This window comes from Billgrantia desiderata (assembly GCF_900108215.1).
GTDB lineage: Bacteria > Pseudomonadota > Gammaproteobacteria > Pseudomonadales > Halomonadaceae > Halomonas > Halomonas desiderata.
The window spans coordinates 43539-65465 of sequence record NZ_FNVC01000009.1; the positions used below are offsets into that span (position 1 = coordinate 43539).

The 21927-nt window shown below is 66.2% G+C and carries 20 protein-coding genes; 13 read left to right on the forward strand and 7 right to left on the reverse strand.

Annotated features, from left to right (window positions below; genetic code table 11):
• The first annotated feature begins 22 nt into the window (after positions 1-22).
• The 10 genes from C4S71_RS10185 (at position 23) to C4S71_RS10230 (ending at position 13339) form a co-directional block, all read left to right on the forward strand.
• Positions 23-1543, forward strand: coding sequence for a leucyl aminopeptidase (locus C4S71_RS10185; protein WP_103969073.1), 1521 nt, complete (start codon positions 23-25; stop codon positions 1541-1543).
• Between the two features lie 150 nt (positions 1544-1693).
• Positions 1694-2770, forward strand: coding sequence for a branched-chain amino acid aminotransferase (locus tag C4S71_RS10190; RefSeq protein WP_086508101.1), 1077 nt, complete (start codon positions 1694-1696; stop codon positions 2768-2770).
• Between the two features lie 200 nt (positions 2771-2970).
• Entirely contained in the window at positions 2971-3411 is a 441-nt protein-coding gene (locus tag C4S71_RS10195; protein WP_103969074.1) for a DNA polymerase III subunit chi, read from the forward strand.
• 284 nt (positions 3412-3695) lie between these two features.
• Positions 3696-6557, forward strand: coding sequence for a valine--tRNA ligase (locus tag C4S71_RS10200; RefSeq protein WP_103969075.1), 2862 nt, complete (start codon positions 3696-3698; stop codon positions 6555-6557).
• A gap of 56 nt (positions 6558-6613) precedes the next feature.
• Positions 6614-8047 carry a sigma-54 interaction domain-containing protein gene (locus C4S71_RS10205; protein WP_234278199.1) on the forward strand — a complete coding sequence of 478 codons (1434 nt, stop codon included), beginning with the start codon at positions 6614-6616 and terminating at the stop codon, positions 8045-8047.
• Positions 8048-8312: 265 nt separating this feature from the next.
• Positions 8313-9422 (forward strand): TRAP transporter substrate-binding protein, encoded by a 1110-nt coding sequence (locus C4S71_RS10210; protein ID WP_086508065.1) that lies wholly within the window; start codon positions 8313-8315, stop codon positions 9420-9422.
• Between the two features lie 133 nt (positions 9423-9555).
• Positions 9556-10149, forward strand: coding sequence for a TRAP transporter small permease subunit (locus tag C4S71_RS10215; protein WP_103969076.1), 594 nt, complete (start codon positions 9556-9558; stop codon positions 10147-10149).
• Positions 10150-10197: 48 nt separating this feature from the next.
• Positions 10198-11568: a TRAP transporter large permease gene (locus C4S71_RS10220; RefSeq protein WP_103969077.1), complete on the forward strand. Its 1371-nt coding sequence runs from the start codon at positions 10198-10200 to the stop codon at positions 11566-11568.
• 21 nt (positions 11569-11589) lie between these two features.
• Positions 11590-12372 (forward strand): 3-hydroxybutyrate dehydrogenase, encoded by a 783-nt coding sequence (locus tag C4S71_RS10225; RefSeq protein WP_103969078.1) that lies wholly within the window; start codon positions 11590-11592, stop codon positions 12370-12372.
• A 232-nt stretch (positions 12373-12604) separates the two neighbouring features.
• A complete protein-coding gene (locus tag C4S71_RS10230) occupies positions 12605-13339 on the forward strand; it encodes a phosphatase PAP2 family protein (protein ID WP_234240718.1) in 735 nt (244 codons plus the stop codon).
• A gap of 56 nt (positions 13340-13395) precedes the next feature.
• Here the strand turns inward: C4S71_RS10230 and C4S71_RS10235 are convergent, their stop codons facing one another.
• The 3 genes from C4S71_RS10235 to C4S71_RS10245 are packed head-to-tail and all read right to left on the reverse strand — an operon-like array spanning position 13396 to position 14847.
• Entirely contained in the window at positions 13396-13851 is a 456-nt protein-coding gene (locus tag C4S71_RS10235) for an META domain-containing protein (RefSeq protein ID WP_086508054.1), read from the reverse strand.
• Positions 13852-13885: 34 nt separating this feature from the next.
• Positions 13886-14326 carry a lactoylglutathione lyase gene (gene gloA / locus C4S71_RS10240; RefSeq protein ID WP_103969080.1) on the reverse strand — a complete coding sequence of 147 codons (441 nt, stop codon included), beginning with the start codon at positions 14324-14326 and terminating at the stop codon, positions 13886-13888.
• 29 nt (positions 14327-14355) lie between these two features.
• On the reverse strand, positions 14356-14847 hold the full coding sequence (locus C4S71_RS10245; RefSeq protein ID WP_086508052.1) for a DUF411 domain-containing protein: 492 nt from the start codon (positions 14845-14847) through the stop codon (positions 14356-14358).
• A 93-nt stretch (positions 14848-14940) separates the two neighbouring features.
• Here C4S71_RS10245 and C4S71_RS10250 point away from each other — a divergent pair, with 93 nt between their 5' ends.
• Together C4S71_RS10250 and C4S71_RS10255 are read left to right on the forward strand one after the other, a co-directional pair.
• Entirely contained in the window at positions 14941-15489 is a 549-nt protein-coding gene (locus C4S71_RS10250; protein WP_103969081.1) for a DNA-3-methyladenine glycosylase I, read from the forward strand.
• 29 nt (positions 15490-15518) lie between these two features.
• Positions 15519-16586, forward strand: coding sequence for a metal-dependent hydrolase (locus tag C4S71_RS10255; protein ID WP_103969082.1), 1068 nt, complete (start codon positions 15519-15521; stop codon positions 16584-16586).
• 3 nt (positions 16587-16589) lie between these two features.
• On the opposite strand, the gene C4S71_RS10260 is transcribed toward C4S71_RS10255, so the two are convergent.
• Positions 16590-17198, reverse strand: a complete 609-nt coding sequence (locus C4S71_RS10260; protein ID WP_086508061.1) for an FMN-dependent NADH-azoreductase — start codon at positions 17196-17198, stop codon at positions 16590-16592.
• Positions 17199-17397: 199 nt separating this feature from the next.
• Positions 17398-17979 (reverse strand): superoxide dismutase, encoded by a 582-nt coding sequence (locus tag C4S71_RS10265; RefSeq protein WP_086508049.1) that lies wholly within the window; start codon positions 17977-17979, stop codon positions 17398-17400.
• 132 nt (positions 17980-18111) lie between these two features.
• Here C4S71_RS10265 and C4S71_RS10270 point away from each other — a divergent pair, with 132 nt between their 5' ends.
• Positions 18112-18771 (forward strand): helix-turn-helix transcriptional regulator, encoded by a 660-nt coding sequence (locus C4S71_RS10270; RefSeq protein ID WP_103969083.1) that lies wholly within the window; start codon positions 18112-18114, stop codon positions 18769-18771.
• Here C4S71_RS10270 and C4S71_RS10275 read toward each other — a convergent pair.
• A complete protein-coding gene (locus tag C4S71_RS10275) occupies positions 18768-19496 on the reverse strand; it encodes an MliC family protein (protein ID WP_103969084.1) in 729 nt (242 codons plus the stop codon). The genes C4S71_RS10270 and C4S71_RS10275 overlap by 4 nt on opposite strands.
• Before the next feature lie 103 nt (positions 19497-19599).
• Positions 19600-21897, reverse strand: a complete 2298-nt coding sequence (gene metE, locus C4S71_RS10280) for a 5-methyltetrahydropteroyltriglutamate--homocysteine S-methyltransferase (protein ID WP_103969085.1) — start codon at positions 21895-21897, stop codon at positions 19600-19602.
• Positions 21898-21927 lie beyond the last annotated feature (30 nt).

Sequence of the window (21927 nt, forward strand, 5' to 3'; positions counted from 1 at the left end):
TCGCTTGTCTTGTGGAGTCACCATGGAATTCCCAGTTCAGACGGCCAATCCCGCCAAGGCCGAAGCGGCCTGTCTCGTGGTCCCGGTTTTCAAGGATGGCGATCTGCTGCCTGCCGCCGCCAAGCTCGACGACGCCAGCGAGCGGCTGATCGGCCAGTTGATCGAGCGCGGCGACTTCGATGCCAAGCTGGGCAACGTGCAACTGCTCCCCTTCGCCCCCGGCCTCAGCGCCGACCGCCTGATGCTGGTGGGGCTGGGCGAGCGCGGCAAGTGCCAGGAGCGGGCCTTCATCAAGGCGCTGGATGCCGCCTTCACCGCAGTCGCCGGCCTGCCGGTGGAAGACGTCGCCGTGGCCTTCACCGACGTCCCCGTGCCTGAGCGTAGCATTGCCTGGAAGGCACGCATGACCGCCGAGGCGGCACAGCGTGCGGTCTATCGCTTCGACGAGTTCAAATCGGAGAAGGCCCCGCGCCCGCGGCTCGACAAGGTCGCCCTGCTGCTCAGCGACAGCGAGGCCGCCGACGAAGCCCGCGAAGGCGCCCGTATCGGCAATGCCGTGGGCCAGGGCGTGGCCTATACCCGCACCCTGGGCAACCTGCCGGGCAACGTCTGCACGCCGAGCTACCTGGCCGATCAGGCCGAGCAGCTCGGCCGCGAGTCGGGCGGCGCCCTCACGGTCGAGATCCTCGACGAGGCGGCGCTGGAGGAGCTCGGCGCCCACAGCCTGCTCTCGGTGGGCCGCGGCAGCGAGCAGCCCTCACGGCTGATCGTGATGAAGTACCAGGGCGCCGAGAACGCCGACGAGGCCCCTCACGTACTGGTCGGCAAAGGCATCACCTTCGATACCGGCGGCATCTCGCTCAAGCCCGGCGAGGCCATGGACGAGATGAAGTTCGACATGTGCGGCGCGGCCAGCGTGTTCGGCACCGCCAAGGCGGTACTCGGCATCCGCCCCAAGCTCAACCTGGTGTTCATCGTCGCCGCCGCCGAGAACATGCCCGACGGTCGCGCCACCAAGCCCGGCGACATCATCAAGACGCTGAAAGGCCTCACCGTGGAAGTGCTCAACACCGACGCCGAGGGGCGCCTGGTGCTGTGCGACGCGCTGACCTACGCCGAGCGCTTCGAGCCTGCCAGCGTGGTCGACATCGCCACCCTCACCGGCGCGGCGATCATCGCCCTGGGCCACCACGCCACCGGCCTGCTCTCCAACGACGACGACCTGGCGCTGGACCTGCTCGACGCCGGCGAGGCGGCCTGGGACCGCGCCTGGCACCTGCCGCTGTGGGACGAGTACAAGGAGCAGCTCGACTCCAACTTCGCCGACATGGCCAACATCGGCGGTCGCCCGGCCGGCACCATCACCGCGGCCTGCTTCCTCTCGCGCTTCGCCGACAAGTTCCCCTGGGCGCACCTGGACATCGCCGGCACCGCCTGGACCTCGGGCAAGCAGAAGGGTGCCAGCGGCCGCCCGGTGGGGCTGTTGACCCAATACCTGCTCGACCGCGAGGAAGAGGCGCGCCAGGTCGAGAGCGGAAGCTGACGCGCCAAGGTTGCCATCCCGGGCGCCAACCGTTACATCTGTCGCATCAGGCGCTCCGGCGGCATCCGCCGGAGCGCCGAAAAGCTCAATAAATCGCCGGAATCCCGGCATAGCGGAGACCCATTTGCCGTGCCCAACGCCACTTTCGACATGCTGCCCACCGCGACGCCCACGGCAGCCAACATTCGCGCCGACATTCTCGCCAACCCCGGTTTCGGCCTGCACTTCACCGATCACATGGCCCACGTGCGCTGGACGGCCGACGCCGGCTGGCACGGCCACGAAGTGCGTCCCTACGGCCCGCTGACCCTCGACCCGGCGGCCGCCGTGCTGCACTACGGCCAGGAGATCTTCGAGGGCATCAAGGCCTACCGCCATGCCGACGGCTCGGTGTGGTCGTTTCGCCCGGAGAAGAACGCCGAGCGCTTTCGTCGCAGCGCACGCCGCCTGGCGCTGCCGGAGCTCGACGACGAAACCTTCGTCGAGTCGCTGCGCGCGCTGATGCAGCTCGACCAGGGCTGGGTGCCCACGCCCAAGAACGCGGGCGACGAATCGAGCCTCTACCTGCGCCCGTTCATGATCGCCAGCGAGAAATTCCTCGGCGTGCGCCCGGCCAAGGAAGTCGACTACTACGTGATCGCCTCCCCCGCCGGGGCCTACTTCAAGGGCGGCATCGCCCCGGTGTCGATCTGGCTCTCCTCGCACTACAAGCGCGCCGCCCCCGGCGGCACCGGCTTCGCCAAGTGCGGCGGCAACTACGCCGCCTCGCTGGCCGCCCAGAAGGAAGCCGAGAAGCACGGCTGCAGCCAGGTCGCCTTCCTCGACGCCGCCGAGAACAAGTGGATCGAGGAGCTGGGCGGCATGAACCTGTTCTTCGTCTACAAGGACGGCCGCCTGGTCACCCCGCGCCTGACCGACACCATTCTCGAGGGCGTGACCCGCGACTCGGTGCTGACCCTCGGCCGCGATGAAGGCCTGACCCCGGAAGAGCGCGCCATCAGCATCGACGAGTGGCGCGACGGCGTAGCCTCCGGCGATATCGCCGAAGTCTTCGCCTGCGGTACCGCGGCGGTGATCACCCCGGTGGGCCAGCTGGTCACCGAAGAGGGCACCGTGCAGATGCCCGACGCCGGCAACGAGATCGCCAAGCGCCTGCGCGGCAAGCTGCTCGATCTGCAGTACGGCCGGGCCGAAGATAAGCACGGTTGGTTGACCAAGCTGATCTGACAAAAGGATTCCCTGCTGCATTCACGACGGGAATCCATTCTTCGCTAGTAACGCCATTAGAAGAGGGGCGTCGGGGACAGGGTGAAGAGGAGGTCTTTTGCCATGGATGGCAAAAGTAGCGCCCAGGGATGGGTTCACAGCGCCTCCTCGTAACCCTGTCGCCGACAAAGCCCCTCTGCCACCGAGGTCAGAGAGTCCACATGACCCAGGTCGACTTCTACATTTTGCCTGATACAACCCTCGAGGCACGGCTCGACTTCGCCTGCCGGCTGGCCGAGACCATCGCCGGCAAGGGCTACCGGCTGCACCTGCACGTCGAGGACGAGGCCATGGCCAGCGATCTCGACGAGCGGCTGTGGACCTTCCGCCCCGACGCCTACCTGCCCCACGCCCTGCTCGGCAGCGAGATGGCCGAGAGCGTAGCGGTGACCATCGGCTGGGAACAGCCGCCCGAGCCGAGCGCCGAAGCGCCCATGGCGCTGCTCAACCTCGACCCGGGCATCCCCGAGTGGTTCTCGCGCTTCGAGCGGGTCGCCGAGATCATCAACCAGCACCAGCAGGTGCTCGTCGCCAAGCGCGAGTGCTGGCAGACCTACAAGCAGCGCGGTTATCCCGTCAAGGCACATCAACTCAAGGGGTGAACCCCGCTTCAAGGTTGCGGGAGGCTGCCGGGACCGGGGCTGATCCGGCGGCAGGGCTGCGAGGAGGCGCTGTGAACCCATCCCTGGGCGCTACTTTTGCCATCCATGGCAAAAGACCTCCTCTTCGTCCTGCCCCCGGCGCCCCTCTGAAGTGTTAACACACCTGGCTGACGCCCACTCCCCCATCGCGCTATAATCGAGCCCATTTTTCGCACGCTTTCGATGACTTCCCGCCGCCCGGCCCCACGACCCGGCGGCGATCATTTCTGGACCCGGAACGCCCCATGGACAAGACCTACCAACCCGAGCAGATCGAATCCCGCTGGTACGAGCGCTGGGAGGCCGACGGCCGCTTCGCCCCCTCGGGCGAGGGCGAACCCTACTCGATCATGATCCCGCCGCCCAACGTCACCGGCAGCCTGCACATGGGCCACGCGTTCCAGGACACCATCATGGACACGCTGATCCGCTGGCGCCGCATGCAGGGCAACAACACCCTGTGGCAGGTGGGCACCGACCACGCCGGCATCGCCACCCAGATGCTGGTCGAGCGCAAGGTCGCCGCCGAAGAGGGCAAGAGCCGCCACGACCTGGGCCGCGAGGCGTTCATCGACAGGGTGTGGGAGTGGAAGCACGAATCCGGCGGCCATATCACCCGCCAGCTGCGCCGCATGGGCGCCAGCGTCGACTGGTCGCGCGAGCGCTTCACCATGGACGATGGCTTCTACAAGGCGGTGCAGGAAGTCTTCGTGCGGCTCTATGAAGAGGACCTGATCTATCGCGGCAAGCGCCTGGTCAACTGGGACCCCACCCTGCACACCGCCATCTCCGACCTCGAGGTCGAGAACCGCGAGCAGCAGGGCCAGTTCTGGCACTTCCGCTATCCGCTGGCCGACGGCGTGACGACCGATGCCGGCCTCGACTATCTGGTGGTCGCCACCACCCGCCCCGAGACCCTGCTTGGCGATACCGGCGTGGCGGTCAACCCCGAAGATCCGCGCTACGCCTCGCTGATCGGCAAGTTCGTCGAGCTGCCCTTGGTCGGCCGCCGCATCCCCATCGTCGCCGACGAGCACGCCGACATGGAGAAGGGCTCCGGCTGCGTGAAGATCACCCCGGCCCACGACTTCAACGACTACGAGGTGGGTCGCCGCCACGGCCTGCCGCTGATCAACGTCTTCACCCAGGACGCGGCAATCCTGCCCCAGGCCGAGGCCTTCGACATCCAGGGCCGCCCGCTGCCCGAAATCGATTTGAGCCTGCCCCAGGCCTACGCCGGACTGGACCGCTTCGAGGCGCGCAAGCGGATCGTCGCCGACATGGAGTCCGCCGGGCTGCTCGAGCAGATCGAAACCGTCAACAACACCCTGCCCTTTGGGGACCGCTCCGGCGACGTCATCGAGCCACTGCTCACGGATCAGTGGTTCGTCGCCGTGGAGAGCCTGGCCAAGCCGGCCATCGCCGCGGTGGAGAACGGCGACATCCAGTTCGTGCCCAAGAACTACGAGAACATGTACTTCTCGTGGATGCGCGACCTGCAGGACTGGTGCATCTCGCGTCAGCTATGGTGGGGCCACCGTATTCCCGCCTGGTACGACGCCGAGGGCAACGTCTATGTCGCCCGCACCGAGGCCGAGGCGCGCGAGAAGCATGGGCTTGGCGCCGACGTCGCCCTGACCCAGGACGAAGACGTGCTCGACACCTGGTTCAGCTCGGGGCTGTGGACCTTCGGCACCCTGGGCTGGCCGGAGCAGACCCCGGAGCTCACGACCTTCCACCCCTCCAGCGTGCTGGTCACCGGCTTCGACATCATCTTCTTCTGGGTCGCGCGGATGATCATGCTGACCCTCAAGTTCACCGGCGAGGTGCCGTTCAAGACCGTCTACGTGCACGGCCTGGTGCGCGACGGCCAGGGCCAGAAGATGTCCAAGTCGAAGGGCAACGTGCTCGACCCCATCGACCTGATCGACGGCATCACCCTGGACGAGCTGCTCGAGAAGCGCACCGGCAACATGATGCAGCCGCAGAAGGCCAAGGCCATCGCCAAGGCCACCCGCGACGAGTTCCCCGAGGGCATCGAGCCCCACGGCACCGATGCGCTGCGCTTCACCTTCCTCTCCCAGGCCACCACCGGGCGCGACATCAAGTTCGACATGGGCCGCCTCGACGGCTACCGCAACTTCTGCAACAAGCTGTGGAACGCCTCGCGCTACGTGCTGATGAACGCCGAGGGCCAGGACTGCGGGGTCTCTCTCGAAGGTCAGGGCGAGAGCGTCGAGCTGTCGCTGGCCGACCGCTGGATCGTCTCGCGTCTGCAGCAGACCGAGGCCCAGGTAACCAAGGCGATGGAGGAGTTCCGCTTCGACCACGCCTCCCAGGCACTCTACGAGTTCGTCTGGAACGAGTACTGCGACTGGTACCTGGAGCTCTCCAAGCCGGTGCTGTGGGACGATAACGCCAGCATCGAGGCCAAGCGCGGCACCCGCCGCACCCTGGTGCGGGTGCTGGAGGCGATCCTGCGCCTGGCCCACCCGATGATGCCGTTCATCTCCGAGGAGATCTGGCAGCGCGTGGCTCCCCTGGCGGGCAAGGCTGCGGGCGACGGCAGAGAATCGATCATGGCGCAGCCGTGGCCCGTGGCCGAGCAGGAGAAGATCGACGAGCAGGCGACCCGCGACATCGAGTGGCTCAAGGGCGTGATCGTGGCGGTGCGCAACGTGCGCGCCGAGATGAACATCGCTCCGGGCAAGCCGCTCGACGTGCTGCTGACCAAGGGCTCGCAGGCGGATCGCGAACGCCTCGAGGCCAACCGCCTGTTCCTCGCCAAGCTGGCCAAGCTGGAAAGCGCCACCTGGCTCGACGACCCGAGCCAGGCGCCGCTGTCGGCCACGCAACTGGTCGGCGACATGGAGGTGCTGGTGCCCATGGCCGACCTGATCGACAAGGACGCCGAGCTCGCCCGCCTGGCCAAGGAGATCGACAAGCAGGACAAGCTGATCGGCGGCATCGAGAACAAGCTCGGCAACGAGAGCTTCGTGGCCAAGGCGCCGGAAGCGGTGGTCGAGAAGGAGCGCGGCAAGCTCAAGGAGTACCAGGCGGCTCGCGCCGTACTGCTCGAACAGCGCGACAAGATCGCCGCGCTGTGATCCAGCGGCCCGAAACCGCCGCGTGGTGACTTTTCAGCGGCCCGGAGATGACGCCAATGCCTCGAGACGACAGCAGCATGGCCAGCCAGAGCCACGGCTTGACCCTCGAGGCGATTCGCCCGCTGTTTCCGCTGCTCGAGCGCAACAGCGCCGGGGCGATCCTGGTCGACGAGGCGAGCCGCCTCATCTGGATCAACGCCTGCTACTGCCGGCTGCTGGGCATCGACGACCCGGCCCGCGTCATCGGCCGCCCGGTCGCCGAGGTGATTCCCCGCACCCGCATGCCCGAAGTGGTGCGCAGCGGGCGCCCCATCCTGCTCGACATCATGGAGTACCAGGCGCGACAGCTGGTGGTCACCCGGTTGCCGCTGCACGACCCGGCCAGCGGCCGGGTCAACGGCGCGGTGGCCTTCATCGTGTTCGACGACCTGGAGCCGCTGACGCCGCTGATCGGCAAGTACCGCCGCCTGCAGCACGACCTGGCGGTGGCCCGGCGCGCCCTGGCCCAACGCGGTTCGCGCTACGCGCTGGCCGATTTCGTCGGCGCCAGCCCGGCAGTACTGGAGGTCAAGCGCCGCGCCCGTCTGGCCGCCGCCCGGGCCACGCCGGTGCTGCTGCTGGGCGAGACCGGCACCGGCAAGGAGGTGCTGGCCCAGGCCATCCACGGCGACTCGCCACGGGGGGCCAGCCCCTTCGTCGCCGTCAACGTCGCCGCGGTGCCGGAGAACCTGCTCGAGGCCGAGTTCTTCGGCGTCGCGCCGGGTGCCTACACCGGCGCCGACAAGCGCACCCGCCAGGGCAAGTTCCAGCTCGCCGACGGCGGCACCCTGTTCCTCGACGAGGTCGGCGACATGCCGCTGCCGCTGCAAGCCAAGCTGCTGCGCGCGCTGCAGGAGGGCGAGGTGGAACCGCTGGGCTCCAACGAGATCAAGTGTGTCGACGTACGCGTGATGGCCGCCACCAGCCGCGACCTGGAAGCCATGGTCGAGGAGGGCAGCTTCCGCTCCGACCTCTACTATCGTCTCAACGTGCTGCGCATCCAGGTACCGCCGCTACGCGAGCGCCTCGCCGACCTGGGTATCCTGTGCGAGACCCTGCTCGGACGGATCGCGGCGGAAAGCGGTGAGCCACGCGCCGAGATCACCTCGGAGGCGGTGGCCCTGCTGCAACGTCACTCCTGGCCCGGCAATATCCGCGAGCTACGCAACGTGCTCGAGCAGACCCTGGCGCTGAACGAGGCCTGCAGCGTGATCGACGTGCCGGAACTGCGTACCGCCCCACCCCACGCCAGCATGACAAACCCGCTGCCGCCGCCCACCTCCGCGGTACGCCCGCTTGCCGAAGTGGTGCTCGCCGCCGAGCGAGATGCCCTGCATAACGCCCTGGCCGCCTGCGGCGGCAACAAGTCCCGGGCAGCCCGCATGCTGGGCATTCCACGCTCGGTGCTGTACGACAAGCTCGCCCGACTGTCCGAAAAACCAGACATGTGACCGCATTTCCGGACAAAATCGCTTTCCACCAAGGTCTAATAATGTCCGTAATTTCGGACACTCCCGCTATTTCCCTCACCCCGACGAACACATAACCAGCTGAAATAAAAAGACTTCTCCGAAGTGGCATGAAGCCTGCAATGACTTAGTCACGCGTCATGTGTTGACGCGACGTCGCGGCCAGCCGCGGCACATCGAGTCACATGGCTGCAACGACAGCGCCAACCATAGGCGCTGCGACGACAACAAAGCACAAGGAGCCTTCATGTCGTTCATTCCGTCTCTCGCCACTCGCCTTCGCCCGCTCACCCTCGGAGTAACCGCCGCCACCTTGATGGTCGGTGCCGCAGGCACCACGACCGCCGAGGCTCAGGAGCGGGTGCGTTGGCAGGTGCCCATCGCCTTTCCGTCCCACTTGGTCGGTCTGAGCACGCCTGTGCGTTTCCTCAGCGAATCCCTGGATCAAGCATCCGGCGGCAACATCAACCTGCGCTACTACGAGCCGGGTGAGCTGATTCCGCCGTTCGAGATTCTCGATGCCGTTTCCGAGGGTCGCTACGACGCCGGTTTCACCTGGGTCGGCTACGATCAGGGCAGCATTCCCGCGCTGCCGCTGTTCGCCGGCGCACCGTTCGGCATGGAGCCGCCCGCCTACCTGGCCTGGCACTACTTTGGCGGCGGCGCCGAGCTGCTCGAGGAGATCTACGAGGACTACAACGTCCAGCCACTGCTGTGCAGCATGATCGGCCCGGAAGCCGCGGGCTGGTTCGCCGAGCCGCTGGAAGACCTCGATCAGATCGACGGCCTGCGCATTCGTTTTGCCGGTATCGGCGGACGCGTGATGGAGCGCCTGGGCGCCTCCGTGACCATGATCCCCGGCGGCGAGCTCTACCAGGCCATGGAGCGCGGCACCATCGATGCCATGGAGTTCTCCGCCCCGGCGGTGGACCGCATCCTGGGCATGCAGGAGATCGTGCAGAACTACGTGCTGCCGGGCTGGCACCAGACCTTCACCACTGCCCACCTGCTGATCAACAAGGACAGCTGGGAATCGCTGGAGCCCCAGACCCGCGCCATGATCGACATGGGCTGCCGGGCCGCCACCCTCTTCGGCTACTCCGAGAGCGAGATGGAGAATCCCAAGGCGCTGCGTGACTTCGAGGAAGAGGGCGTCAACGCCCAGGTGCTCTCCGACGAGATCCTCGGCGAGCTGCGCCGGGTGACCAACGAGGTGCAGGCCGAGATCGCCGCCGAGAACGACATGTTCCGCCGCGTGCTCGAGAGCCAGCGCGAGTTCATGAAGGTGCACGGCAACTGGCATGTGAAAGGTCACCTGCCGCGCTCCTACTACGCGCCGGAAAATCTCGAGGACTAAGAACGCCCGGCCCGAATGGGAATGCGCCTGTCGCCTACCGATTCGGCCCGCGTGACGTCTCCCGTCCTCACGCAGTACCGGCCGTCGCCTACTGGCGGCGGCTGGCTTCCATCTCCTTGTCTCGGAGTTACCCATGAGCATGCATGACTCGGCGACCCCGGCGCCGGAGGGGCACTCCGCGCCGCCTGAGCTGCCCACCAACCGCCTGAGCTATCGTCTCGACATGACCATCCTGCTGTTCGGCCGGGCCATCTCCTGGCTGTGGCTGGTCACCCTGGCGGTGGTGCTGACCAATGTGGTCAATCGATTCATTCTCGGCCGCGGCTCCATCGCCGTGGAGGAGCTCTCCTGGCATCTGTTCGGCGCCACCATGATTCTGACCCTGGCCTATGCCGTGGTCAGCGACGATCACGTGCGCGTCGACGTGATCCGCGAGAAGTTTTCGCTGCGCACCCAGGCCTGGATCGAACTGCTGGCCATCGTGCTGCTGGCCCTGCCGATCCTCTATCTGATGGTGGAGCAGCTGTACCAGTACGGTTACCGCTCCTACCTGCGTGGCGAACGCTCCCAGGCCCCCAGCGGCCTGCCCTATCGCTTCATCATCAAGACCCTGATTCCCATCGGCCTGACGCTGGTGGCGGTGGCGCTGTTCTCGCGCGTTCTGCGATGCAGCACGCTGCTGTTCGGCTTCCCCCGGCGCATTCACAAGACGACTCCGCGGCAATAGCCGCCGCGCCGAGCTGAAAGACGCCACGTTCACCAGAAGAGATCGACTATGGGACTGGAACAATTTCTCGTGCTGGCGATGTTCGCCAGCTTCATGAGCCTGCTGCTGCTGGGCTTCCCGGTGGCCTGGTCGCTGGCCGGCGTGGGCTTCGCCTTCGCCGTGGTCGGCCACGTGCTGGTGGAGTACATGGCCGCCGACCTGTGGTTCTCCTGGGGCGGCACCATCGGCGTACTCGACCGGCGCATCTACGGTATCGTCGCCAACGAGCTGATGGTGGCCCTGCCGCTGTTCATCTTCATGGGCATCATGCTCGACCGCTCCGGCATCGCCGAGCGGCTGATGAACTCCCTGGTACGCGTGCTGGGCGGACTGCGCGGCGGCTACGCCGTGACCGTGGTCATCGTCGGCGTGCTGCTGGCCGCCTCCACTGGCATCGTCGGCGCCTCGGTGGTGCTGCTCGGCATGCTTTCGCTGGGGCCGATGATGCGCGCCCAGTACAACAAGTCGCTGGCGGTAGGCACCGCCTGCTCGGTGGGCACCCTCGGCATTCTGGTGCCGCCCAGCATCATGCTGGTGCTGATGGCCGACCGCATGGGCACTTCCGACGCCTCCGTCGGGCGCCTGTTCATGGCCGCACTGGTGCCCGGCGTGATGCTGGGGGTGATGTACATCGCCTTCATTCTGATCGCCGCCTACCTGAAGAAGGACCTGGCGCCCGCGCCCAAGGATCGCGAGCCGCTGAATGCCCGCGCATTCATGCAGGTGTTCATCGCCGTGCTGCCGCCGCTGGGGCTGATACTCGCCGTGCTCGGCTCGATCTTCACCGGTTTCGCCACCACCACCGAGGCGTCGGCAGTGGGCGCGCTGGGCGCCATGCTGCTGGCCCTGCTAAATCGTCGGCTCAACCTGGCAACCCTGCGCCATGCGCTCTACCAGACCAGCCGCACCACCGCCTTCATCTTCGCCATCTTCATCGGCGCCACCGTCTTTGCCGCGGTGCTGCGCGGGCTGGGCGGCGACGACGTGGTGCGCATGGCCCTCACCGGGTTGCCCTTCAGCGAGACCGGCATCGTGCTGACCATCCTGCTGGTGGTGTTCCTGCTCGGCTTCTTCCTCGACTGGGTGGAGATCACGCTGATCATCCTGCCGCTGGTGGCGCCGGTGGTCTTCAGCCTGGGGGTCGACCCGCTGTGGTTCGCCATGCTGTTCGCCATCTGTCTGCAGACTTCGTTCCTGACGCCACCGGTGGGCTTCGCGCTGTTCTACATCAAGGGGGTCTGTCCGCCGGGCATCACCACTCGTGACATCTATCTGGGCGTCGCGCCTTTCGTGGCCATCCAGTTGACCGGGCTGTTGCTGGTGTTCTTCTTCGCCCCGCTGGCGACTTGGCTGCCCAACGAGATCTATGGCGGTCGCTGACATTCCGACAAGGAGAAAGACATGCAACTGACCGACAAGACGGCCCTGATCACCGGGGCGGCAGGTGGCATCGGACGCGCCATTGCCGAGCGCTATGCCAGCGAAGGGGCCAGGGTGGCGGTGGCCGACCTCGACCTGGCTGCTGCCGAAGCCACGGTCGCCCAGATCCGTGCCAGCGGCGGGCAGGCCATGGCGCTGACCATGGATGTGACCGACGAGGCAGCGGTCGACGCCGGCGTCGAGCGAATCGTCGCCGAGTGGGGTCGCCTGGACATCGCCATCGCCAACGCCGGCATTCAGCACATCGCCCCGTTGCACAGCCTGAGCTTCGCCGACTGGCGCAAGGTGCTGGCGGTGCATCTGGACGGCGCCTTCCTGGTGACCAGCGCGGCCCTGCGTCAGATGTACCGTCAGGAGAGCGGCGGCTGTCTGATCTACATGGGCTCGGTGCACAGCAAGCTGGCCTCGCCGCTGAAGGCGCCCTACGTGGCAGCCAAGCACGGTCTGCTGGGGCTTTGCCGTACCGTGGCCAAGGAGGGCGCGAAGCACCGGGTGCGGGCCAACATGATCTGCCCCGGCTTCGTGCGCACGCCCTTGGTGGAGCGCCAGATTCCCGAGCAGGCCGCCGTACTGGGCATTTCAGAAGAGGCGGTGATACGCGACGTGATGCTCAAGGATACCGTCGACGGCGAATTCACCACCCTGGAGGACATCGCCGAGTTGGCGCTGCACCTGGCCGCCTTCCCCAGCGCGGCGCTGACGGGGCAGTCGGTGGTGGCCAGCCACGGCTGGTACATGCAATAGGGAAACACAGCACAAATACCTGCGCGAGCGAATCGCTGCGTTGCGCGGTGCTCGGAATCCTCACATATACCCCATATGCTCCGGTTCCTGTGCTCCGTGCGCCTTGCGCTTCATCTCGCTCGTCAATTTGTGCAGCATTTCCTCAAATACCGTGAGCATTAGGGAACGCTGTTCTGCAACGCAGCTTTCCCCTAGAATGGGGGCATCGACCATCAACCGTGCCGATGCCCTCATGCCTCATACCGAACCGACCTTCGCGCCTGGCCGCATTCTCGTCTTCAACCTGCTGGGTGCACTGCTGGTGTGGTCCTGGCTATCTCCCGGCCTGATGTTCTGGACCGAGCTAGACGATGCAGTATTCTTCGCCACCAACGCCTGGCTGACCGAGGACAACGAGACCTGGGTGCTGTTCGTGGCGGCGGTGAACAACCGCCTGTTCGACGTGGTCAGCCTGATGATCCTGCTGGCAATTTACCTGTGGGCCATCAGCCGCGACCCCGACCCCACCCATCGTATGCTGCGCTGGGGCGGCATCGGCGTCACCATGCTGTTGACCGCGGTGTTCATCGCCCAGGGCTTCCGCATGGTGGTGCCCTACACGCACCCCAGCCCTACGCTGGTGTACGACAACGTCAACCTGATCACGGAAATGGTCGACTTCTCGACCAAGGACAGCTCGGGCAGCAGCTTCCCCGGCGATCATGGCGTGAATCTGTTCCTCTTCACCGCCTTCATGTGGCGCTTCGCCGGCCTCCGGGTGATGCTGGTCAGCGCCGTTTTCGCCGTGCTGCTCAGCGCCCCGCGCATTCTCAGCGGCGCCCACTGGTTCAGTGATGTCTTCTTCGCGGCGCTGATGATCAACCTAATCGTCACGCCCTGGATACTGCTGACACCGGTGGCCCCCGGGCTTTCCCGGGCCATTACCGCGGGACTGGTCAAGGCCCGCAACGCTCTCCCAAGCCGTTAACCAATCTGTGTTCGACCCACGAAAAAGCGCGGCCTTGGCCGCGCTTTTTCATTGCCTCAGTTCGCCTTGCGCCAGCCGCCCAGTACCCGCTGATCGCGGCCGAAGAACACCAGCCGGTCGTGGTCGATGAGGAAGCGGTAGGCGTTCTCCATCATCCCGGTGACGCGCTTGGCGTCGTCGAGCTGAGGGCAGCCGCGCCGCGTGGTGCCCAGCTCGCCGAACTGGATGCGGTTGCCCCCGTCGAGATTCACCCGCCCATTGATCTCGTTGCAGCCATCGCTGCCGGTGACGCGACCGTCGGGTGAAACGATGAAATGGGGCGTCTCGGGCATGGAGAGACGTTCGTTGGTGCCGATCAGCAGCAGGTTCCAGCGCTGCCCCACCACTGGATGGTCGCTGGAGACACGGGGCTGGTCTTGTCGAGCGGGCTCGGTGGGCTTGCCGCCGCACGCGGCCAGGGACATGGCCACGAGCGCCAGCAGCAGCGCTCGGCCAGGCAGAGTCTTGATCATCGAGAGAGTCGTTCCTTATTCTCGTCGCGGGTTCTTACCAGGAGCCGGTATTCGGCATCGAGGCCCAGGGCTCCTTGGCCGGCAGCGCATCGCCCTTCTGCAGCAGCTCGATGGAGATGCCGTCGGGGCTGCGCACGAAGGCCATGTGGCCGTCGCGGGGCGGACGGTTGATGGTCACGCCGGCATTCTGCAGCCGTTCGCACAGGGCGTAGATGTCGTCGACCCGATAGGCCAGGTGGCCGAAGTTGCGCCCGCCGCCGTACTCTTCCGGGTCCCAGTTGTAGGTCAGCTCCAGCTCCGGCGCCTTGAGTTCGGCGGAGCGCGACTCGTCCTCGGGAGCCGCCAGGAATACCAGCGTGAAGCGCCCCTTCTCGTTCTCCTTGCGCCGCACCTCCTTCAACCCCAGCAGGTCGCAGTAGAAGCGCAGCGACGCATCCAGGTCGCTGACTCGAACCATGGTGTGCAGGTACTGCATGAGCCCTCCTAGCCAATCAAAAACTCAATTCAGTGAGTATACTCGCTGAAGATGGCCGGCGTCCGATCCTCATGCTGCCAGGTCAGTACGGCATAGTCGTCGTAGCGGCCGGTTTCCATGCCGGGCGAGCCGTGCGGCATGCCCGGCACCGTCAGCCCTACCACGTCGGGCCGCTCCTCGAGCAGACGCTTGATGTCGGCGGCCGGCACGTGGCCCTCGATCACGTAGCCGTCGATCAGCGCCGTGTGGCAGGAGGCAAGCTCGGGCGTGACGCCATGCTCGATCTTGATCGAGCGCATGTCGCGGGTCTTGTGCTGATTCACCTCGAATCCCGCCTCTCGGAGGTGATCGGCCCAGTCGGTGCAGCAGCCGCAATTGGGATCCTGGTACATCTCCACCACCGAGCCGGCCTGGGTGCTGGTGCCGGGGGTGAAGGCAAGGTAGAGGGCCAGGGCACCACCGCCCAGCAGGGAGAGCGCGGTCACCTTTTTCGTCTTGCGGTTCATGGGTAGGCTTTTCATGCTGGGTGGCTCCTGAAGCGTTGACGCCGGATAATGGAATCGTGACAAGCCGCCGATGGCTTGCCAATACCCACTAAGGGAAAGAGAGCGGAAATGTCGCACTATTGTGATCTGGCACCAGGTCATCCATGGCACGGCCCTTACCACGAGAAGGAGTACGGCTTTCCCGTCAGGGACGACACGGCGCTGTTCGAACGCCTGGTACTGGAGATCAACCAGGCCGGCCTGTCATGGCTGACGGTACTCAAGAAGCGCGAAGCGTTTCGTCATGCCTTCGACAACTTCGACATTGCCAAGGTTGCAGCCTACGGCGAGAGTGAACGCGAGCGCCTGCTCGGCGATGCCGGCATCATCCGCAATCGACTCAAGGTGGAGGCGGCGATCCACAACGCTGGCGTCATCCTGGCACTGCGCGACGCCCACGGCAGCTTTGCGGCCTGGCTCGACTATCACCATCCGCTGACGAAAGCGGAGTGGGTCAAGCTGTTTCGCCGCACCTTTCGCTTCACCGGCCCCGAGATCGTCGGTGAGTTCCTGATGAGCACCGGCTATCTGCCGGGAGCCCATCATGTCGAGTGCCCGGTGCATCGGCATATCCTGGCCTGCGGCCCGGCATGGTACACACGCCAAGGGCCAGACTAGATTCAAGGAAAGACGAGGAGTCCAAACGGATGGATACCCTGACGCAGGCCGCACTGGGTGCGGCCGTGGGCGGCACCGTACTGGGACGGCGGCTGGGGCGCAAGGCGGTGCTGATCGGCGCGGCGCTGGGCACCCTGCCCGACTTCGATGTGTTCCTGGATTATGGCGATGCCGTGCTCAACGTTACCGAGCACCGTGGCTTCACCCACTCGCTGTTCGTGCTGACCGGGTTCGGCACCCTGCTGGCACTGCTTGCCCGGCGCTTCGCTCCAGCCCGCGACATCACGCTGGGGCGCTGGTGGGCCTTCTTCGTACTGTGCCTGGTCACCCACCCGCTGCTCGACGTGCTGACCACCTACGGCACCCAGCTCTGGTGGCCGCTGAACGTTCGCCCCAGCGCCTGGCCGGTGGTCTTCATCATCGACCCCCTCTACACCCTGCCGCTGCTGGTGGGCATCGGTTTCGCCATGGCGACGGGCAACGGCTTTCGCGGCCCCGCCTGGGGGCTGGCGCTCTCCTGCGCCTATCTGGCCTTTGCCATGCTCGCCAAGGGGGTCGTGGAACACCGGCTCGAGCCGGTACTCGCGGAGCACGGGATCGAAGATGCGCCGCGGCTGGTGCAGCCCACCCCGTTCAACACCTTGCTGTGGCGGGCAACGATCATCGACGGCGACCGACACTACGAAACCCTGGTGGGGCTGTTCGACGGCGCCGAGCCACCGCTATTGGAGATCTTTCGTCGTGGTGCCGAGCTGGAGGCGGACGCCCTGGCTCTGGAGAAGGGAGAGCGTCTGGACTGGTTCGCCGGCCCCTACCTGCGCTATGAGGTGCGCGAGCGCAACGGCCGGGAAACCCTGATCGCTACCGACGTACGCCTGGGTTTCCCGGGGTTCTATGCCTTCAGCTACGCCCTGGCGACGCGCGAAGGAGAGACGTGGCAGCCGCTGGAGCCCACCGAGATGGTGACGCCTGACTCTCGGGCCGACAGGGAGGCGCTGGGCCAACTGGCCGCCCGCGTTTTCTCTCCCGAGGCCAGGCTGTGCACCAGCGACTTCGTCACCGACCGCTGGGTGGCGGACGTGCCAGAGGCGTGTTGAGGCTTACAGCCTCTCGACCAGCGAGTCGATGGCCTGGCGAGCCTCCTTGAGCGCGGCATTGCGCAGGCCGTCGCCCATGGCAAGTCCTTCGGCATAGATCGTCGAGACGTCGGTGATACCGATCATGCCCAGCATCGCCTTGAGATGCGGTGTCTGGGTATCGTTCTCGGTGCCGGCGTACTGCCCGCCGCGGGCGGCCAGGATCACGGCGCGCTTGCCCTTCACCAGGCCCACCGGACCCTGCTCGGTATAGCGGAAGGTGGTGCCGGCGCGCATCACCCGGTCGAACCAGGCCTTGAGCTGGGACGGAATGCCGAAGTTGTACATCGGCACGGCCAGCACCAGCACGTCGTGGGCCTGCAGCTCATCGATCAGGTCGTCGGAACGCTGGGCCAGCACCTGCTGCTCGGCGGAACGCTCGTCGGCCGCCACCTGCCAGCTGGAGAGCTCCTCCAGCCCCAGATGGGGCAGCGAGTCGACGGCCAGGTCGCGGTGGGTGATGGCGAGTTCGTCGCGCCCGGCGGCGCGCTCACGAAGGTGGTTGGCCAAAGCATTGGACTGGCCGTGCTCACCGAGGATGGATGAAGTAACGAGAAGAATACGGGTAGCCATGACGATCTCCCAGGTTGGGGTGGTGTTGATCGTCATGTTACGTGCAATTTTTGCCATTAAAAGCGCATAGTTTTGCACTTATCGTTCGATAAAAACGAAAATCTATCGCAGCAAAAGGCCCTGCCTATCGGCAGGGCCATGCTCAACTCGACACTCAGCCAAATGAATCGCTGAGCGGGAGCTTACGCCGATCGCACGCTCAGGAACTGAAGTTCTGGGCGACGAAATCCCAATTCAGCACGTTCCACACGTTCTCCAGGTACTTCGGACGCGCGTTGCGGTAATCGATGTAGTAGGCGTGTTCCCACACGTCGATGGTCATCAGCGGGGTCTGACCGTGAGCGATGGGGGTGTCGGCATTGCTGGTGTTGACGATGTCGACGCCGCCGTCAGCGGTCTTGATCAGCCAAGTCCAGCCGGAGCCGAAGTTGGCCACGGCGTTGGCGTTGAAGGTTTCCTTGAACTTGGCGAAGGAGCCGAACTTGGCGTTGATCGCCTCGGCCAGCGCGCCGCTCGGCTCGCCGCCGCCGTTGGGCGAGAGGCAGTGCCAGTAGAAGGTGTGGTTCCACACCTGGGCTGCCTGGTTGAACAGACCGCCGGAAGAGGACTTGATGATCTCCTCGAGAGACTTGTTGGCGTCGTCGGTGCCGTCGGTCAGCTCGTTGAGCTTGGTGACGTAGGCCTGGTGGTGCTTGCCGTAGTGATACTCCAGGGTCTCGGCGGAGATGTGCGGCTCGAGGGCGTTCTTCTCGTAGGGCAGTGCCGGCAGTTCGAATGCCATTATTGTGGCTCCTTGCTTTCACGGTGAAATGGCGGAGCGGTTCCAAGGCAGGTTCATTTGGCTCCCGACTTGCCTTGTGCGAGCCCCGCCGCTATTTTCCAAGAAAGTACTAGATTAATTCCAGCTGCCTTTATGTCAAGCAACCACGCAGGAAAAGCCGCAGGCGCGGCGGCGGATACCGCCGAGCGTCTGCTGCTGTTACTCAAGACCCGCGGCCCTCACTCCGCGGCGGCCTTGGGCGAGCTGCTCGGCACCAGCGGCGAGAACGCCCGCCAGCAGCTCGGCAAGCTGGCCCGTCAGGGCCTGGTGGCCCAGCGCCCGCTGCCCGGTGGCGTCGGTCGACCGACGATCGAATGGCGGCTCAGCGAGGCCGGGCATGCGCGCTTTGCCGACGGCCATGCCGAGCTGGCCTCGCGACTGATCGTCAGCGTGCGCGACACCCTGGGCGATGCCGCGCTGACACGGCTGATCGAAGCGCGTCAGGCCGAAACCCTGGCGCAGTACCGTCAGGCCCTGGCCGACAGCGACAGCCTGGAAGCGCGGGTGCAGCGGCTGGCCGAGATTCGCTCACGGGAAGGCTACATGGCGGAATGGCAGCGGGAGGCGGACGGCAGCCTGCTGTTGATCGAGAACCACTGTCCGATCTGCCAGGCCGCCAGCACCTGCCCGGACTTCTGCCGCTCCGAGCTGGAGGTGTTCCGCGCCGCGCTGGGGGAAGACGCCAGCGTCGAGCGCACCGAACACGTGCTGGCCGGTGCGCGACGCTGCGTCTATCGCATTCAGGAGAGTTAAGGCGCTATTCCTTGTCCGCAGCCTTGGTAGGTCTGCCCTTCGAAGGTCAGCGTGACCCGGGCCGGAAACGGCTCGCCGCTCATGTTGTCGAAGCAGGCCCGCGCTTCCAGGCGCAGCTCGAAGGGCTGATCGGTCAGGCCGCTGGAGAGCAATACCCTGCCGCCGCCGTTGTCCATGGCGACGACCCGATAGGGCAGTGTCATTTCCCTTGTTCCATAGTCCATCGTAAGCGTCAGTTCAGGGGCGTCGTGGGCCAGATTGACGTGCCAGCCCGGCTCGTTGCCACGGCCGTGGAACATCACGCCGGGGCGCTGCTCGCGGGTCAGCGCCGAACGCGCCATGGCGGCAGTACAGTCGAGCCTGCCGTTGGCGCTCTCCACCACGGCCTCTCCCCCCTTGTTCCAGAAGCTGAGATCGCCCTGTTGGTAGCGCGCTCCGCTGGCTACCACGGCCGGCGCCAGACGATAGCCGCCGTGGGCCGACCACAGCCGCAGCTCGCGCTCGCCGAAGGCGGTCACCAGATCCTGCTGCGGCGTGCAGCGCCAGGCCTCGAAGTGCTCGGCACCGCCGGGAAACAGCAGCGAGGGCAACAGCGGCGCTGTGCTGGCTACCTGACCGGCGCCGGCACGTGGCCCGTCGACGGGAGCGGCGGCGCAACCGACCAGCAGCAGCGAGGCGGCGGCCAGCAGCGCCGGACGGACGGAAGAGGGTAAACGAGACATCATGGGCGATTCCTTGGGCGTAGCGAACCGACACAGCATAACAGGCGCCGGGACGTGACGACCCGGCGCCTGTTTCACGCACAGCGAACGCAGCGCAGCGGCACACTTAGCCGTAGCGTCGGCGCAGCTCGCGAGCCGCCTCGACCATGTTGGCCAGGGCCGGCTCCACCTCGGCCCAGCTGCGGGTCTTGAGGCCGCAGTCGGGATTGACCCACAGCCGCTCGACGGGAATCCGCTCGGCGGCCTTCTCCATCAGCTGCACCATCCAGGCCACCTCGGGAACGTTGGGTGAGTGGATGTCGTAGACGCCCGGGCCGATCTCGTTGGGGTAGGCGAAGTCCTGAAAGGCGTCGAGCAGTTCCATGTTCGAGCGCGAGGTCTCGATGGTGATGACGTCGGCATCCAGTGCGGCAATGGCACCAATGATGTCGTTGAACTCCGAATAGCACATGTGGGTGTGGATCTGGGTGGCGTCGCGTGCCACCGAGGCAGTCAAGCGGAAGCACTCCACGGCCCAGTCGAGGTAGCTCTGCCACTCGCTCTGGCGCAGCGGCAGCCCCTCACGCAGCGCCGGCTCGTCGATCTGGATCGCCGGGATGCCGGCAGCCTCGAGATCGGCCACCTCGTCGCGCAGGGCCAGGGCGATCTGCCGGCAGGTCACCTCCCGCGGCTGGTCGTCGCGCACGAAGGACCACTGCAACATGGTCACGGGCCCCGTGAGCATGCCTTTCATCGGCCGCTCGGTGAGCGACTGGGCATAGCGGCTCCAGGCCACCGTCATCGGTGCCGGTCGGGCCACGTCGCCGACGATGACCGGCGGTTTGACGCAGCGTGAGCCATAGCTCTGCACCCAACCGTTGCGGGTGAAAGCATAGCCGTCGAGCTGCTCGCCGAAGTATTCCACCATGTCGTTGCGCTCGGCCTCGCCGTGCACCAGCATGTCGATCCCGTAGGCTTCCTGGCGGCGCACGGCATCGGCGATCTCGTCGCGCATCGCCGCCTCGTAGGCGTCATGCCCCAGCTCACCGCTCTTGAAGGCGCGCCGGGCGGCACGGATCCCCGCGGTCTGCGGAAACGAGCCGATGGTGGTGGTGGGAAACAGCGGCAGGTCCAGCGCGCGACGCTGGGCTCGGGCCCGGACCGGATAAGGATTGTCGCGGGAGCGCTCGGCATCGCCGACGCCGGCCAGGCGCTCGGCGACCTCGGGCCGGTGCAGGCGCGGCGAGGCGCGCCGGGCGTCCAGTGCCGCCGTGGCAGCGGCGACCCGGGCACGATCCTCGTCAGTGCCACGATTGCCGAGCAGACGCGCCAGGGTCACGGTTTCGTCGAGCTTCTGGCGGGCAAAGGCGAGCCAGCTCTTGAGCTCCTCGTCGAGCGTCGTCTCTGCCGCCAGGTCTACCGGCACGTGCAGCAGCGAACAGGAGGGCGCCAGCCACAGCCGTTCGCCGAGGCGCATGCGGGCATTGGCCAGACGCTCGTGCAGCACCGCCAGGTCGGCGCGCCAGACGTTGCGACCGTCGATGGCACCCACCGACAGCACCTTGTAGCCCGACAGGTTGTCGAGCACCGCCGTGAGCTGCTCGGGAGCACGCACCGTATCGATGTGCAGACCGTCTACCGGCAGGCTCGCGGCCAGGCGCAGGTTGTCGCCGAGGCCGCCGAAGTAGGTGGCCAGCAGCAGCTTGACCGGGGCGGCGCGCAGGCTGCTGTAGGCGAACTCATAGGCATTGCGCCACTCGAGCGGCAGGTCCTGCACTAGCGCCGGCTCGTCGAGCTGCACCCATTCCACGCCCTGTTCGGCCAGGCGCGCGAGGATCTCGCCGTAGACCGGCAGCAGCGCCGGCAGCAGACTCAGGCGGTCGAAGCCGGCCTCACGCCCCTTGCCCAGCCACAGCCAGGTCAGCGGCCCGGTGAGCACCACCTTGACCGGGTGCCCCGCGCCACGCGCCTCGGCCACCTCGTCGAACAGCCGCGTGGCGGCTAGCTTGAACGTCTGCCCCGCATGCAGCTCGGGGACCAGGTAGTGGTAGTTGGTATCGAAATATTTGGTCATCTCACAGGCGGCAGCCGGCGCGCCGCTGGGCGCCCGCCCACGGGCCATGCGGAACTGGGTGTCGAGATCGACCTCGCCGCGTGCGACCTCCGCCTCGGCGGCGAAGCGCGTCGGTACGGCCCCCACCATGGCGCTGACGTTGAGCACCTGGTCGTAGAAGGCGAAGTCGCCCACCGTGACCAGATCGAGGCCGGCATCGCGCTGCGCCTGCCAGTGGCGCGCCCGCAGCTCCCGAGCGCTGGCCTCGAGAGCGTCCCGATCCAGTTCGCCGCGCCAGTAGGCCTCGACGGCTCGCTTGAGCTCGCGGTCGGCGCCGATTCGCGGATAGCCAAGCACATGAGCTAATGTCATGATGAAACCCTCTACGCATGAATGTTGCCG

What these genes read in the sequence shown, in the direction of transcription:
- C4S71_RS10210 (WP_086508065.1), top strand. Translation starts at nt 8,313, where the DNA reads ATGTCGTTCATTCCGTCTCTCGCCACTCGCCTTCGCCCGCTCACCCTC.
- C4S71_RS10250 (WP_103969081.1), top strand. Translation starts at nt 14,941, where the DNA reads ATGTCGCACTATTGTGATCTGGCACCAGGTCATCCATGGCACGGCCCT.
- gloA (WP_103969080.1), bottom strand. Translation starts at nt 14,326, where the DNA reads ATGCAGTACCTGCACACCATGGTTCGAGTCAGCGACCTGGATGCGTCG.
- C4S71_RS10270 (WP_103969083.1), top strand. Translation starts at nt 18,112, where the DNA reads ATGTCAAGCAACCACGCAGGAAAAGCCGCAGGCGCGGCGGCGGATACC.
- C4S71_RS10215 (WP_103969076.1), top strand. Translation starts at nt 9,556, where the DNA reads ATGAGCATGCATGACTCGGCGACCCCGGCGCCGGAGGGGCACTCCGCG.
- C4S71_RS10245 (WP_086508052.1), bottom strand. Translation starts at nt 14,847, where the DNA reads ATGAAAAGCCTACCCATGAACCGCAAGACGAAAAAGGTGACCGCGCTC.
- C4S71_RS10225 (WP_103969078.1), top strand. Translation starts at nt 11,590, where the DNA reads ATGCAACTGACCGACAAGACGGCCCTGATCACCGGGGCGGCAGGTGGC.
- C4S71_RS10220 (WP_103969077.1), top strand. Translation starts at nt 10,198, where the DNA reads ATGGGACTGGAACAATTTCTCGTGCTGGCGATGTTCGCCAGCTTCATG.
- C4S71_RS10235 (WP_086508054.1), bottom strand. Translation starts at nt 13,851, where the DNA reads ATGATCAAGACTCTGCCTGGCCGAGCGCTGCTGCTGGCGCTCGTGGCC.
- C4S71_RS10255 (WP_103969082.1), top strand. Translation starts at nt 15,519, where the DNA reads ATGGATACCCTGACGCAGGCCGCACTGGGTGCGGCCGTGGGCGGCACC.
- C4S71_RS10185 (WP_103969073.1), top strand. Translation starts at nt 23, where the DNA reads ATGGAATTCCCAGTTCAGACGGCCAATCCCGCCAAGGCCGAAGCGGCC.
- C4S71_RS10275 (WP_103969084.1), bottom strand. Translation starts at nt 19,496, where the DNA reads ATGATGTCTCGTTTACCCTCTTCCGTCCGTCCGGCGCTGCTGGCCGCC.
- C4S71_RS10200 (WP_103969075.1), top strand. Translation starts at nt 3,696, where the DNA reads ATGGACAAGACCTACCAACCCGAGCAGATCGAATCCCGCTGGTACGAG.
- metE (WP_103969085.1), bottom strand. Translation starts at nt 21,897, where the DNA reads ATGACATTAGCTCATGTGCTTGGCTATCCGCGAATCGGCGCCGACCGC.
- C4S71_RS10190 (WP_086508101.1), top strand. Translation starts at nt 1,694, where the DNA reads ATGCTGCCCACCGCGACGCCCACGGCAGCCAACATTCGCGCCGACATT.
- C4S71_RS10260 (WP_086508061.1), bottom strand. Translation starts at nt 17,198, where the DNA reads ATGGCTACCCGTATTCTTCTCGTTACTTCATCCATCCTCGGTGAGCAC.
- C4S71_RS10195 (WP_103969074.1), top strand. Translation starts at nt 2,971, where the DNA reads ATGACCCAGGTCGACTTCTACATTTTGCCTGATACAACCCTCGAGGCA.
- C4S71_RS10230 (WP_234240718.1), top strand. Translation starts at nt 12,605, where the DNA reads ATGCCTCATACCGAACCGACCTTCGCGCCTGGCCGCATTCTCGTCTTC.
- C4S71_RS10265 (WP_086508049.1), bottom strand. Translation starts at nt 17,979, where the DNA reads ATGGCATTCGAACTGCCGGCACTGCCCTACGAGAAGAACGCCCTCGAG.
- C4S71_RS10205 (WP_234278199.1), top strand. Translation starts at nt 6,614, where the DNA reads ATGCCTCGAGACGACAGCAGCATGGCCAGCCAGAGCCACGGCTTGACC.